This is a genomic window from Aminobacter sp. HY435, assembly GCF_027568395.1.
In the GTDB taxonomy this organism is placed as follows: Bacteria; Pseudomonadota; Alphaproteobacteria; order Rhizobiales; family Rhizobiaceae; genus Aminobacter.
Map to the genome: position 1 here is coordinate 323,348 of NZ_JANKZL010000004.1, position 13,992 is coordinate 337,339.

The following is a 13,992-nucleotide window of genomic DNA, read 5'->3' on the forward strand; positions in this document are numbered from 1 at the left end:
GGCACCGGCGCAGCTTGCGACTGTTAGCTGTCGAGGAAGCTCCTGAGTTTCCTCGAGCGGCTCGGGTGCTTGAGCTTGCGCAGCGCCTTGGCCTCGATCTGGCGGATACGCTCGCGGGTAACCGAGAACTGCTGGCCCACCTCTTCGAGGGTGTGGTCGGTGTTCATGCCGATGCCGAAGCGCATGCGCAGCACGCGTTCCTCACGCGGGGTGAGCGAGGCGAGCACGCGCGTGGTGGTCTCGCGCAGGTTTGCCTGGATCGCCGCATCGATCGGCAGGATCGCCATCTTGTCCTCGATGAAATCGCCGAGGTGCGAATCCTCCTCGTCGCCCACGGGCGTTTCGAGCGAGATCGGCTCCTTGGCGATCTTCAGCACCTTGCGCACCTTCTCGAGCGGCATGGCGAGCTTTTCGGCCAGTTCTTCCGGCGTCGGCTCGCGGCCGATCTCGTGCAACATCTGGCGTGATGTCCGGACGATCTTGTTGATCGTCTCGATCATGTGCACCGGAATACGGATGGTGCGGGCCTGGTCGGCGATCGAACGCGTGATCGCCTGCCTGATCCACCATGTCGCATAGGTCGAGAACTTGTAGCCACGGCGGTACTCGAACTTGTCGACCGCCTTCATCAGGCCGATGTTGCCTTCCTGGATCAGGTCGAGGAACTGCAGGCCACGGTTGGTGTACTTCTTGGCGATCGAGATGACGAGACGGAGGTTGGCTTCCACCATCTCCTTCTTGGCCATCGCAGCTTCGCGCTCGCCCTTCTGCACCTGGTTGACGATCTTGCGGAATTCCAGGATCGAAATCGCCGTTTCGGTGGCGAGGTTCTGGATTTCGGCGCGCAGGTCGCGGATCGCGTCCTTCTCGTTCTTGGTGAACTCCTTCCAGCCGCGGCTGGAAAGGTTAGAAATCGAGCGGATCCAGTTCGGGTCCAGCTCGGAGCCCTGATATTCCTTCAGGAATTCGTCGCGGCGCACGCCATAGCTTTCGGCCAGGCGCAGCAGCTTGCCTTCGTTCTGCACCAGACGCTTGTTGATGTCGTAGAGCTGCTCGACAAGCGCTTCGATGCGGGCATTGTTGAGCGACAGCGACTTCACGGCCTTGATGAGCTGGTCCTTCAGCTCCTTGAGGCGACGGTCCTGGCTCGGCGACAGCGTGCCGGCGGCAGCAAGGCGGTTCTCGACCTGCTGGTCCTGCAGCTTGCGCAGCTTCTTGTAGGTGTCGGCAATGACGTCGAGGGTTTCCATGACCTGCGGACGCAATTCCGCTTCCATGGCCGCCAGCGACAGGCTTGCCTCGTCGTCTTCTTCCTCGTCTTCCTCGCCGCGGGTGTCGCCACCCACATTGGTGATGTCGTCTTCTTCATCGCGACCGCCGCGGCGCGGCTTTTCGTCGGTCTTGGCCTTGGCGTCCTCGTCAACACGCTCGACGATCGGCGCCTGCTTGGCCTCGGGGCCGGCATAGGTCGCTTCGAGATCGATGATTTCGCGCAGCAGGATCTTGGCTTCGTTGAGCTCGTCACGCCAGATGATGATGGCCTGGAAGGTCAGCGGGCTTTCGCACAGGCCCGCAATCATCGTCTCGCGGCCGGCCTCGATGCGCTTGGCGATGGCGATTTCGCCCTCACGCGACAAAAGCTCGACCGAGCCCATCTCGCGCAGGTACATGCGCACCGGGTCGTCGGTGCGGTCGGTCGGCTCTTTCTTGGTGGTGGTCGCGGCAACAGCGGTGCCGGTCTGCTCGGCCAGTTCGTTGGCGTCCTCCTCGGCGTCGCCTTCTGTGGCCTCCGCCTCTTCGCCCTGCTCGTCGTCCTCGACCACGTTGATGCCCATGTCGGACAGCATCGCCATCGTGTCCTCGATCTGCTCGGACGTCACCTCTTCCGAGGGAAGCACCGCATTGAGCTCGTCCATGGTGACATAGCCGCGCTTTTTCGCGAGCTTTATCATCTTCTTGACAGCGTCATCGGAAAGGTCGAGCAAAGGTCCGTCTGGGGCGCCTTCGCGTTCGGTCTCGACCTCTTCCTTTTCTTTTGTCGCCATTCTGTGCTTTCTCCAGGCGGCCCGTCAGCCGCTCAAACCCTTGGACAGTGCAAATCAGATGCGTTGATCCAACCGCGCCTGAACTGCCAGTAGCTGCCCCTGTGTTAAGTCAAGATTAACCCTGAAATAGGTGGCGGAATATCTTCCTGCCAGATGACACAAGTGCCCAGTCCGCATTGAGGCCGACGACACGCTGACGGTCCAGCCGCCGGTTAACTTTTTCGAATCGACCTGATTCCGTTATTCTGGTCAAACGTCAAGCGCCTGTCGCATGATTCGCGACTCAAAAGCGAATCAAATGCTGGATAGCCTGCATCCTGGTTCAGTTTCGTCCGCTGCGGCCCGAGGACACCCCAAAACCTTCGATAAGCGCTTCGGTGGCTTGCACGTCGTGAAACTGCGCCTGCACTTCCACCAGATTGCGATAGTTTTCGTCTGTGGGATCGGTAGCCAGCGCCGCCTCGGCCTGTTTCAGCTCCTTATGTAGAGTTCGGGCGCTGCGATGCAAGTGCAGCGTCTGGGCAAAGGCGTCGCGGGCGTCCTCCAGTGCTGCGTCGTTGAGCGCGGTCCATTGCCTGGCCTTGCGGATCAGGGCGACGGCCCTTTCCCAGACCTCCGTGCATCCCGCTCGCGCGATCGCGGAGACGACCTGGTCGCGATTGTTGGCCTCGTGATGGGCCATCGCGTCGATCAGCACGGCATGCAGCTGCTTCAGTTCCTGGTTGGTCAGGTCGAGCCTTTCGACATGGTCGAAATTCTCGTCGATCAGCGTCGGATGGTTGACCAGCGCCACAACCAGCGCCGCCTCGCGCAGCGGCATGATGCCGCCGGCGCGCTTGACCATCGCCGAGCGCGCCAGGCTGTCGGATACGGCAAATCGGCCGGAAGCCGCAGCGTTCCCGCCCTTGTTCCACTGGGCGCGGTCGCCGCCCTTGCCGAACGCCCCCTTGCCGCCACGCTCGCCCTGCCCCTGCTGGCGACCGCGCTGGTTGCCGAAGAAGCTGAGCACCCGCTCGCGCATTTCCTGCTGGTAGTGGTAGCGTACGCTCTCGTCCTTGATCCTCGAGGTCAGCTCGCGCAGCGTCTTTTCAAGCTCGGCGCGGCGTTCCGGTGTGTCGAACACCCCGCCCGACGTCTCGCGCATCCACACCAGGTCGGCCAGAGGCCGCGCCGCGCCAAGCACCGCGCGAAACGCTTCCGGTCCCTCGGCCTTGACTAGGTCGTCGGGGTCCTTGCCCTCCGGCAACAGCGCAAAGCGCGCAGTATGCCCGGGCGCCACCAGCGGCAGCGCCAGGTCGGCGGCGCGGTAGGCAGCCTTGAGGCCGGCCTTGTCGCCGTCGAAGCACAGCACCGGCTCGCCCGACATGCGCCACAACAGCCCGAGCTGGTTTTCGGTCAGCGCCGTGCCAAGCGGTGCCACCACGTTCTCGAAGCCAGCCTGGGCCAGCGCGATCACGTCCATGTAGCCTTCGACGGCAATCACCGTCCCGCCCTTCTGCAGCGCCTTGCGGGCGCGGGCGAAATTGTAGAGCACGTTGCCCTTGTGGAAGAGCTCGGTTTCCGGCGAATTCAGGTACTTGGCCGAAATCTCCGCCGACATGGCGCGGCCGCCAAAGGCAATGATGCGACCGCGGGAATCCGGGATAGGAAACATGATGCGGTCGCGGAAACGGTCGTAGGACACCGGCACGTCCTCGAAGACCGTCAGTCCGCAGGCTTCCATCTGCGCCTTCTCGACACCCTTCGAGGCAAGGAACTCCTTCAGCGCATTGCGGCTGTCAGGTGCATAGCCGAGCCGGAACGACTGCTGCGTCGCCAGCGCCAACCCGCGATCCCGGAGATAGGCGCGGGCGCGGGCGCCCTCGGACGTCTGCAACTGGTCCTCGAAAAACCCGGTCGCCAGTTCCATGACGTCGTGCAGCGAAGCCTTCTCGCGCTCGCGGCGCTCTTCCTGCGCATCGCGCGCCGGCATCGGCACACCCGCCATCTCGGCGATGCGCTCGACAGCCTCGGGGAAGCTCAGCCCGTCCATTTCGGTCAGAAAGCGGAAATGGTCGCCGGTGACGCCACAGCCGAAGCAGTGGTAGCGGCCCTTGCGGTCCTCGCAGTGGAACGACGGCGACTTCTCGCCATGGAACGGGCAGCAGGCCCAGAAGTCGCCCTTCTGGGTGTTGGTCTTCTTGCGATCCCAGGTCACGCGCTGGCCCACCACGGCCGAAATCGGCACGCGGTCGCGTATCTCACTCAAAAATCCGTCGGAAAAGCGCATCAGGTCCTGCTTGTTTGAACCCTGATATAGTCGCTCCCTCCGCACGACACTAATCCTATTCGCCGCCATGCCCGCTGTTCACAGGCTGGCCTGACGCTCGATCGTCCAGTTTGCGCCGCGCCCCGGCCGCCACGGGACGGGGCAAAGCCCCGCCCTGCCCTATCAATGGGCTCAGCCCTTATTACGATTGCACACGCGTGCAATATGGACGAATAATATTATCCGGCTAATCTAATCGCATGGTCATTACAGTGATTCGCATCGCCACTTCGACAGCCCGCTGTGGAGACACCCGATGAGCGGCTCGGTCGTCCTGCTGCATCTCGCGGGCGCCGTGGCGCTGCTGCTGTTTGCCACCCGCATGGTGCGAACCGGCGTCGAGCGCGCCTATGGCGACGTGTTGCGGCACAAGCTGCGCAACACCATGCGCAACCCGCTGATGGCGGTGCTGGCTGGAACGGCGCTGGCGATCGCCCTGCAGAGTTCGACCGCCGTCACCTTGCTCGTCGGTTCCTTCGCCGGGGCCGGCATCGTCAGCGGCATGGCCGGGCAACTGGCTGTGCGCGGCGCCGAAATCGGTTCGGCTCTGGTCATCAAGATCCTGACCTTCGACCTGTCCCTGCTGGTGCCGATCTGCCTTGCCGCGGGTACCGCGATGTTTTTGGCCACCGAGCGCCGCTCCTGGCAGCAGTTCGGCCGCATCCTCGTCGGCATCGGCCTGATGCTGCTGTCGCTGGAACTCGTCGCCCAGGCCTCGGCGCCGCTGCGCGAAAGCACGCTGATGCCGATCATCATCAGCTATTTCGGCGGCGACCCGGTCACCGCCTATCTTCTGGCGGCGCTCGTCACCTGGCTGTTCCACTCGTCGATTGCCGCGGTGCTTTTGATCGTGGCCCTCGCCGGACACGGGCTGGTGCCGCCGGAGCTCGGTATCGTGCTCGTGCTCGGCGTCAATCTCGGCAGCTCGATCATCGCGCCCCTGCTCACCCGCAGCGCCGAGCCGGCGGTGCGCGTCGTCCCGATCGGCAACCTCCTGATGCGCGGCGCAGGGTCCCTGGTGATGCTGATCGCCTACCTCAGCTTCAAGCCCTCTGTCGCATTCCTCGGCTCGACGGTTCCCGACCAGATCATCAACGCCCACATCCTGTTCAATTGCCTGATCCTGGTTGCCGGCCTTCCGCTCGCCAAGCTGGTCTACAAAGCTTCCGAAAAGATTGTTGCCCTGGGCGCAAAGCCCGATCCGGCCAAGGACATGGCGGTCGCCGAGCTCAGCGCGCTCAACGAAGCGGCGCTCGCCACGCCGTCGCTCGCGCTTGCCAACGCGACGCGCGAAGTGGTGCGCGTCTGCGAGACGGTCGAGATCATGCTCCAGCGCATCATCGAGCTTTACGAGAGCGCCGACACCGCCAAGATCGCCGCACTCGCGTCCCTCGACGACCGCGTCGACCGCAAGCATGCGGCGATCAAGCTCTACCTCGCCAAAGCAACGATCCAGCCGATGACAGAGGACGAAGCGCTACGCTGCCAGGAACTGCTCGGCGCCTGCGTCAAGCTCGAGCAGGTCGGCGACATCATCGTCCGCAACATGCTCGCCCATGTGCAGAAGAAGCTCGATCGCGGCCTGGAATTCACGCCTGAAGGCTGGCGTGAACTGGCGAGCTTCCACGCCGCCGTCATGGCCAATGCGCGCCTCGCCTTCAACGTGCTGGTGTCGCGCGACCCCAACACGGCCCGCCAGCTGGTGCTGGAGAAGGACCGGCTGCGCGACGTCGAGAAGGAAACCAGCCAGAGCCACTTCCTGCGCCTGCGCGACGGCACCATCAAGAGCGTCGAGACCTCCTCGATCCACCTCGACACCATCCGCGACCTCAAGCAAATCAATTCGCTGCTCGCCTCGATGGCCTACCCGGTGCTGGAGGAGCAGGGCCTGCTCCGCGGCTCGCGCCTGAAGGCGAGCTGAACGGACACAAGAGCAGCCTTCATCGTCGAAAGCGGAGCAAAGCGCAGCTTGCCCGGGAGCCACAAGGCGCAAGCCGCCTCACCCTGGCCCCACCAACCGCTCTTGCCTGCCACCGCCAATCCGGCGACGCTGCACCTCCAAATCCAGGGGATCAGCACAATGGCCGCGCTCAACCAGAACATCCTCGTCGCCGAGATGACCGCCTGGCGGCGCGACCTGCATGCCCACCCCGAGTTCGGCTTCGAGGAAAAGCGCACCAGCGCGTTCGTCGCCGACAAGCTCCGCGAATACGGGCTCGACGAAGTGGTGGAGGGCGTCGGCGGAACCGGCGTCGTCGGCACGCTGCGCCGTGGCAGCAGCAACAGGGCCGTGGCGCTTCGCGCCGACATGGACGCGCTGCGCATCACCGAACAGGGCAACCACGAACATGCATCGCGGACGCCTGGCGTCATGCATGCCTGCGGCCATGACGGCCACACCGCGATGCTGCTGGGCGCTGCCAAAATGCTCGCCGCCGAAGGCGGCTTCGACGGCACGGTGCGTTTCGTCTTCCAGCCGGCCGAGGAATGGGGCAAGGGCGCGCTGGCCATGCTCGACGATGGGCTGATGCGACGTTTTCCCTTTGACGAGATCTATGGCCTGCACAACATGCCCGGCCTGCCGGTCGGCCATTTCGAGACAAGATCCGGCCCGCTGATGTCGGCCGAGGACAATTTCGAGATCGTGCTGGAAGGACTCGGCGGCCATGCCGCGCGCCCGCATGTCGGACGCGAGGTGCTGGTCGCCGCCTGCGCCGTGGTCACCAACCTGCAGACGATCGCCGCCCGCCGGCTCAATCCGGCCGACGTGGCGGTCGTCTCGGTCACCGAACTCATCACCGACGGCACGCGCAACGCCCTGCCCGGTCATGCCCGCATCCTCGGCGACGCCAGGAGCTTCCGCCCAGAGGTCAGTGCCGAGATCGAACGGCAGATGCGCATCATCGCCGAGGGCACGGCGCTGGCCTACAACTGCACGGCCTCGGTCGCCTACAGCAGGGAGTTCGTGCCGCTGGTCAACGACGCCGATGCTACCGCCGCGGCCCTTGCAGCCGCTGCCGGCGTGTTCGAACCGCAGGCCATAAACGGCAAGGGCGAACTCGTCACCGCCTCGGAGGACTTCGCGCGCTTCCTCGACCACGTGCCGGGCTGCTTTGCCTATATCGGCAATGGCGAAGCCTCGGCGCCGCTGCACAATCCGCGCTTCGATTTCAACGACGCGGCCCTCATCCACGGCGCCAGCTTCCACGCCGCGATCGTCCGCCACCGCCTGCCGGTGGCGTGATACGCCGGTCTTCGCCTTTGTCGAAGACAGAAGCGCCAACCTTCCCCAAGCAAGAACGCCCCGCTCTGCATGGCAGACGGGGCGTTACGGTTCGATACGACCGGCGCGTTGTTACTGCAGAAGATCCTTGACGATGCCGCTGGCCTTGCCGAAATCCATCTGGCCGGGATAGCGCTCCTTCAGCGCGTTCATGCAGCGCCCCATGTCGCGCAGCCCCTCCGCGCCTACTTCCGCAATCACCTTTTGGGCCGCGTCGCGCACGGCGCCCTCTTCCATCTGCTTGGGCAGATAGTCGTTGATGATGACGATTTCCTCGCGCTCCTGCGCGGCCAGTTCCAGCCGGTTGCCTTCTTCGAAGGCCTTCGCCGACTCCTGCCGCTGCTTGACCATCTTGGTCAGGATCTGCAGGATTTCATCGTCCGTCACGGGATCCTTGCCGACGCCGCGGTGAGCGATGTCGCGATCGTTGATGGCGGCCTGAATCAGCCGCAGCGTCGAGGTGCGGCGCTTGTCGCCTGACTTCAACGCGGTCTTTAGCGCCTGGGCGAGCATCTCGCGCATGGCCGTTTCTCCTGAAAGTGTCGCGAACAATAGCGCCGATCTGCCACAGCAGCAAACCGAATGACAACAGCCAACTTCCTGATTTTACTCGGAAAAATAAATCAGGACGATTCCCGCCGCAGTCATTGACCAAAAAGCGGGCTTCGCCTATTGTCCGCGCCTTGCAAGGACTTGTTTGGTTTTGTGCACGGGGCTCGCTTTTGGCGGTCGCCCGTGCTTTTCGCTGCGCGATATGGCCCCTTCCCAGCCATCTTTCAAGACGCGGCATCCGTTACGCAGGAGCATCGCGATGGCCTCTGAGACCGCCCCCTGGGCAACCGAAGCACCGACCGCCGTTCTGGTTCTCGCCGACGGCACGGTGATCACGGGCCGCGGCCTGGGCGCCACAGGCAGCGCCGTTGCCGAAGTCTGCTTCAATACGGCTTTGACCGGCTACCAGGAAATTCTCACCGACCCTTCCTATGCCGGCCAGATCGTCACCTTCACCTTCCCGCACATCGGCAACATCGGCACCAACGACGAAGACATCGAGGACCTGACCCCGGCGGCCCGTTCCGGCGCGGTCGGCGCGGTCTTCAAGGCGGACGTCACCAACCCGTCGAGCTATCGCTCGGCCGGTGATCTCGATCAGTGGCTGAAGCGCCGCGGCATTGTCGCGATGTCGGGTGTCGACACCCGCGCCCTGACCGCGCTGATCCGCGAAAAGGGCATGCCCAACGCCGTCATCGCCCATTCGCCGGACGGCAAGTTCGATCTCGACGACCTCACGGCACGCGCCCGCGCCTGGTCGGGCCTGCTTGGCCTCGACCTCGCCAAGGAGGTCACGTCAGGCCAGTCTTCGTCATGGACCGAAACGCCCTGGGTCTGGAACGAAGGCTACGGCGAGCGTGGCGCCGCCTCGATGCATGTCGTTGCCATCGACTTCGGCGTGAAGCGCAACATCCTGCGCCTGCTCGCCGGCCTCGGCGCAAAGGTGACGGTTGTTCCGGCCAAGACCTCGGCCGATGACATCCTTGCAATGAAGCCGGATGGCATCTTCCTGTCCAACGGCCCCGGCGACCCGGCGGCAACCGGCGAATATGCCGTGCCTGTCATCAAGGATCTTTTGAAGAGCGAGCTTCCGGTGTTCGGCATCTGCCTCGGCCACCAGATGCTGGCACTGGCGCTCGGCGGCAAGACTGAAAAGATGCATCAGGGCCACCACGGCGCCAACCATCCAGTCAAGGACCACACCACGGGCAAGGTCGAGATCGTCTCGATGAACCACGGCTTTGCGGTCGACGCCGCCTCGCTGCCGGAGGGCGTCACCGAAACGCATGTGTCGCTGTTCGACGGCTCCAACTGCGGCATCGCGCTCGCTGGCCGCCCGGTGTTCTCGGTCCAGCATCACCCGGAAGCCTCGCCCGGCCCGCAGGACTCGCACTACCTCTTCCGCCGCTTCGCCAATCTCATCCGCGAGCGGCAGGGTGAACCGGCGCTCGCCGAGCGCTGAGCTATCGCCACCGGACGCTTCGAAATTGAAAAGGCCCCGCTCGCGGGGCCTTTTTCACAGGTGACCGACGGCAAGGGCGGCCAGCCTCCACATGGAGCGTGCCTTCAGGACACCGCGTGCCCTTCGCTCGCCTCGAGGATCGAGAACCACTGCTGCCGGTCGAGCGTGACATCCAGCGCCCTGGCCAGCGTGGCCAACCTCGCCGGCTTCATCGTGCCGAGCACGGGTACAAGCCTTGCCGGATGGCGCAGCAGCCAGGCGATCGCGACCGCGCCGATGTCATTGGCGCCGGTTTCACCGGCAACGGCGGTGAGCGCGGCGCGCAGCCTGTGCTCGCGCGCGCCATCGCCGGCAAACAGCGAACCACCGCCCAGCGGCGACCAGATCATCGGCGCATAGCCCAGCCTCTGCGCATGATCGAGCCGGCCATCGATCAGCGCCGAGGTCTCCATGACCGAATGCTCGATCTGGTTGGTGACGAGCGGAATGGCGAGGCGTGAGGCCAGGAGATCGTACTGCGCGGGCGTGAAATTGGAGACGCCGACGGCGCGCACCTTCCCCGCCGACACCAGCTTCTCCAGCGCCGCAGCCGTCTCGTCGGCGTCCATCAGCGGGTCGGGCCGGTGGATCAGCAACAGGTCGAGATAGTCGGTGCCGAGATTCTTCAGCGACCGCTCGGCTGAGGCCGCAATGTGCGCGGCACCGGTGTCGTAGAACTTCAGCCGGTTTCCCGGCCGGTTGGCCGATTTCAGCATGATGCCGCACTTGCTGATGATCTGGATATCCTCGCGCCGCCCGCCCCAGCGGGCCAGCCCGGCACCGAAGGCCGCCTCCACCTCGTAGTTGCCATAGATGTCGGCATGGTCGAAGCTGGTCAGGCCGAGATCGGCAGCCGTGCCGATCAGCCTGGCCACGTCCTCGGGCGATGGGCGCCCATCGTCGAGCAGCCGCCACGCGCCGAACACCAGCCGCGACAGCACCGGTCCGCCGTTCACGAGTTCGATCTGCCGCGCGCCAGCCATCCTTGCTTCCCCGCCAAGTTAGCGACGCCCGGTGGACCGGAGCGTCGAAACGTCAGTCTGGTCCGAGACTTTACAGCTCAGATCGGGTTGTTGAAGGTGTCGCAGGCCGACAGCTTGCCGCTCTGGAAGCCGGCAGCGAACCAGCGCTGGCGCTGGTCCGAGGTGCCATGATTGAAGCTCTCGGGCACGACATAGCCTTGCATGCGCTTTTGCAGCGTGTCGTCGCCGATCTGCTGGGCGGCATTCAACGCCTCGTCGATATCGCCCTGTTCGAGCAGGCCTTTCTGATCAGTGTAATGCCCCCAGACGCCGGCGAAGCAGTCGGCCTGAAGCTCGACGCGCATCGACATGGCGTTGGCGTCGGCCTCGCTCATGCGCTGCCGCATCTGGTTGAACTTGGGCAGGATGCCGGTCAGATTCTGCACGTGATGGCCGACCTCGTGGGCGATGACATAGGCCTGGGCGAAGTCGCCGGCCGCGCCGAACTGCTTGGCGAGCTGGTTGAAGAATGCCGTGTCGAGATAGACCTTCTGGTCGCCCGGGCAGTAGAACGGTCCGGATGCCGATGACGCAAAGCCGCAGGCCGAACGCACCTGCCCGGAAAACAGCACCAGCTTCGGCTCCTGGTATTTCAGGCCCTCGGCCTGGAAGATGCCGTTCCAGGTGTCTTCGGTCTCAGCCAGCACTGTCGAGACAAACTGTGTCATCTCGTCATTGGCCGGCGCGCCGCCCTCGGTCACCTGCCCGCCGCCGCCCGGCACGGAATCGCCGCCTTCGGTCAGCACCTGCATCGGATCGATGCCGCAGGCGCGCAGCGCGAAGAACAGCACGACAAGGATGATGATGCCGGTCAGGCCGCCGCCGCCGCTGATGCGCGGCCCCATCGGCAGGCGCCCGCCGCCGCCTCCCAGTCCTCCGCCGAATCCACCGCCGCCCTGGCCGCGCGTGTCTTCGATGTTGTCACTCTGGCGACGGCCTCTCCAGCGCATATGCTATCCCTCGAATTACGCGATCGCCGCCAGCAGCGCCCGGCAGGCTCCAACAAGACAATTAGCCCAACGACCAGGGCAAGTCACAGGGTTTTTGGTTGCGCCACGCTGCTGGCGGCAACAACCCTGAGTCAGCTTTTTCTGAGACTGCTACTCGGCCGCGGCCAACGGCGTGTGCCTAACACTGACAGCCAAAACGGCAAGCGCGAGCACCGGAAACGCCGCGGCGACCAGCCCGAGATCCGACGGCCTGGCGAACTCCAGCACTCGTCCGCCAATGACCGTTCCAAGCGCGATGCCGAAATAGAGCGCCGACGCATTGAGCGACAACGTCAGGTGCGCGAGCTCCGGCGCGAAGCCGACGATGCGGCTTGCCTGGGCCGGCGGGAATGCCCAGCCGATGATGCCCCATGGCACCATCAGCGCAATCAGCACCGGCCCGGCGACATCATGCGGCAACAGCTTGAGCGTCAGCGCGATGGCAAGAGAGAAGCCGGACGACATCAAAAGTGACAGCACCACCACGCGCGTGGCGCCAATGTGGTCGGCGAGATAGCCGCTCGACAGATTGCCGATCACCGCACCGACGCCGAAGGCCAGCAGCATGCCCGGCAGCGCAATATCAGGCAGTCCCGCGCCTTCCAATGCCAGTGGCGCAATGTAAGAGATGACCGTGAAGCCGCCGGCAATGTAGAGCAGCGTCACAAAGAGCGACGACGGGATGCCCGGCCGGGCAACGGCAGTGAAACGCTCGGCAACCGTCAGCTTGATGCCGCGCGAGCCGCGTGGCAGCCGCAGCCAGAGGATCGCGGCACAGACAAGTGCGAGCAATGCAATGGCGACGAAGGTGCCCCGCCAGCCCCACATCGTGGCGATCAGCGAGCCGGTAGGCGCGCCCAACGCCACGGCAAATGTCGTGCCGCCGACCACGACCGCGATGGCCCGGGCGCGGTGCTCGGGCCCGGCCAGCGACACGGCGGTCGCCTGCGCGGTGGCCGCATAAAGCCCGGCCGACATGCCCATCACGATCTGGGAGACCAAAAGCCCGGCAAACGAGCCGCTTGTCGCCGCAACCATGTTGCCGGCGACGAAGACCAGCATGGTTGCCGCCAGGATGCGGCGGCGGTCGATTTCTCCGGCCAGCGCCGACAAGACCGGCGCGCCGATGGCGTAGGCGAGCGAAAACGCCATGATCAGGTAACCCGCGAAGGGCACCGACACATGCGCGTCGGCGGCAATCGCCGGCAAAAGGCTGGCGAACACGAAGCCGACGGTGCTCATCGCAAAGGAGCCGACCGCCAGCCATACAAGGCTCTTGTCCATGACACCGTCCTTAGTTCAAGATGCGTTGAACTATTGAACTTCACCAAACGTCATGTCAATCTGGCAGCCACGGATCTCCTGCCAGCCTGATGACAGCAGGCAACAATGAACGGACGAAACAGCCAGTACCTTCGAGCCATGTCGCTACCGCATCCCAGTTCCGACCAGATCAGCCTCGCCAACGTGCTTGCCGTGCTTGGCGACCAGACCCGCCTGGCGATAGTCGGCTATCTGGCCCGCAACGAGGGCGTGGCGATGAGCTGTGGCCAGTTCCTTGATTTCGGCTCGAAGACCAATCTCAGCTATCACCTCGCCAAGCTGCGCGAGGCCGGCATCACCCAGACGGAAGTGTCGGGCACCAGCCGTCTGATTTCGCTGCGCCGTGGCGATCTCGACAGCCGCTTCCCCGGCCTGCTCGATTCGATCATCACGGCCGCGCGAGAGATTCCCCTGCTCGAGCGGCTCAAGGAAGACGGCTAGCCGAAATACCAACATCGGGTTCATGCTCGCCCCGATCACGACGAGCGCGATCTCAGCGAAGCAATCGTTGAGGGCCGGCCCGTCCGCGCTCCCCTCACCACGATCGAAGAGCACCTCGCAGCGACTGCCCCGCAGTTCCGCCTGCTGCTTTCGGGCCATAGCCACCGTCCCGACCTCATTCGCCTTGCCGACGGCCGCATGCTGTTCAACCCCGGCAGTGTCGGCGACCCGGCCTACAGCGACGACAACGCGCCGGCACATGTCTCTGAGCAGGGATCGCCTTTGGCGCGTTATGGTTTTGTGGACCTGGGGCCTGATGAGGCGCTGCGCGGCTTCGAATTCATGGCCGTTCCCTACGACCATGAGTCGGCGGCGCGCCGTGCCGAAGCCGGCGGCCGCCCCGCATGGGCGTACGCGCTGCGCACCGGCTTCATGCCCGACTGAATGCCGCAGCACATTTGCTGCGGCATTGTTGCCTGTCCACAATGACTTAAATGCTATTTTCGGGGTTCCCCCCCGATGATCCAT

The 13,992-nt window shown here is 64.5% G+C and carries 11 protein-coding genes; 5 read left to right on the plus strand and 6 right to left on the minus strand.

The window, feature by feature from the left end; translation table 11 throughout:
* Positions 1 to 23 precede the first annotated feature (23 nt).
* Positions 24 to 2,045, minus strand: coding sequence for an RNA polymerase sigma factor RpoD (rpoD, locus tag PCJ21_RS06380; RefSeq protein WP_269930537.1), 2,022 nt, complete (start codon positions 2,043 to 2,045; stop codon positions 24 to 26).
* Between the two features lie 322 nt (positions 2,046 to 2,367).
* Positions 2,368 to 4,314: a DNA primase gene (gene dnaG / locus PCJ21_RS06385; RefSeq protein ID WP_269930538.1), complete on the minus strand. Its 1,947-nt coding sequence runs from the start codon at positions 4,312 to 4,314 to the stop codon at positions 2,368 to 2,370.
* Between the two features lie 295 nt (positions 4,315 to 4,609).
* Here dnaG and PCJ21_RS06390 point away from each other — a divergent pair, with 295 nt between their 5' ends.
* Positions 4,610 to 6,274, plus strand: a complete 1,665-nt coding sequence (locus tag PCJ21_RS06390) for a Na/Pi cotransporter family protein (protein ID WP_269930539.1) — start codon at positions 4,610 to 4,612, stop codon at positions 6,272 to 6,274.
* Between the two features lie 159 nt (positions 6,275 to 6,433).
* On the plus strand, positions 6,434 to 7,597 hold the full coding sequence (locus tag PCJ21_RS06395; protein ID WP_269930540.1) for an amidohydrolase: 1,164 nt from the start codon (positions 6,434 to 6,436) through the stop codon (positions 7,595 to 7,597).
* A 111-nt stretch (positions 7,598 to 7,708) separates the two neighbouring features.
* Here PCJ21_RS06395 and PCJ21_RS06400 read toward each other — a convergent pair whose 3' ends face one another.
* On the minus strand, positions 7,709 to 8,158 hold the full coding sequence (locus PCJ21_RS06400; protein WP_269930541.1) for a GatB/YqeY domain-containing protein: 450 nt from the start codon (positions 8,156 to 8,158) through the stop codon (positions 7,709 to 7,711).
* Between the two features lie 289 nt (positions 8,159 to 8,447).
* Between PCJ21_RS06400 and carA the strand changes: the two genes are divergently transcribed.
* Positions 8,448 to 9,650 (plus strand): glutamine-hydrolyzing carbamoyl-phosphate synthase small subunit, encoded by a 1,203-nt coding sequence (gene carA / locus PCJ21_RS06405; protein WP_269930542.1) that lies wholly within the window; start codon positions 8,448 to 8,450, stop codon positions 9,648 to 9,650.
* Positions 9,651 to 9,754: 104 nt separating this feature from the next.
* Here carA and PCJ21_RS06410 read toward each other — a convergent pair whose 3' ends face one another.
* The 3 genes from PCJ21_RS06410 to PCJ21_RS06420 form a co-directional block, all read right to left on the minus strand.
* Positions 9,755 to 10,672, minus strand: a complete 918-nt coding sequence (locus PCJ21_RS06410; protein WP_269930543.1) for an aldo/keto reductase — start codon at positions 10,670 to 10,672, stop codon at positions 9,755 to 9,757.
* A gap of 77 nt (positions 10,673 to 10,749) precedes the next feature.
* A complete protein-coding gene (ypfJ, locus tag PCJ21_RS06415; protein ID WP_269930544.1) occupies positions 10,750 to 11,661 on the minus strand; it encodes a KPN_02809 family neutral zinc metallopeptidase in 912 nt (303 codons plus the stop codon).
* A gap of 150 nt (positions 11,662 to 11,811) precedes the next feature.
* Positions 11,812 to 12,984 carry an MFS transporter gene (locus tag PCJ21_RS06420; protein WP_269930545.1) on the minus strand — a complete coding sequence of 391 codons (1,173 nt, stop codon included), beginning with the start codon at positions 12,982 to 12,984 and terminating at the stop codon, positions 11,812 to 11,814.
* Between the two features lie 138 nt (positions 12,985 to 13,122).
* On the opposite strand from PCJ21_RS06420, the gene PCJ21_RS06425 reads away from it, so the two are divergent.
* Positions 13,123 to 13,464 carry an ArsR/SmtB family transcription factor gene (locus PCJ21_RS06425; protein ID WP_269930699.1) on the plus strand — a complete coding sequence of 114 codons (342 nt, stop codon included), beginning with the start codon at positions 13,123 to 13,125 and terminating at the stop codon, positions 13,462 to 13,464.
* 198 nt (positions 13,465 to 13,662) lie between these two features.
* Positions 13,663 to 13,908, plus strand: coding sequence for a hypothetical protein (locus PCJ21_RS06430; RefSeq protein ID WP_269930546.1), 246 nt, complete (start codon positions 13,663 to 13,665; stop codon positions 13,906 to 13,908).
* The last annotated feature ends 84 nt before the right edge of the window (positions 13,909 to 13,992 follow it).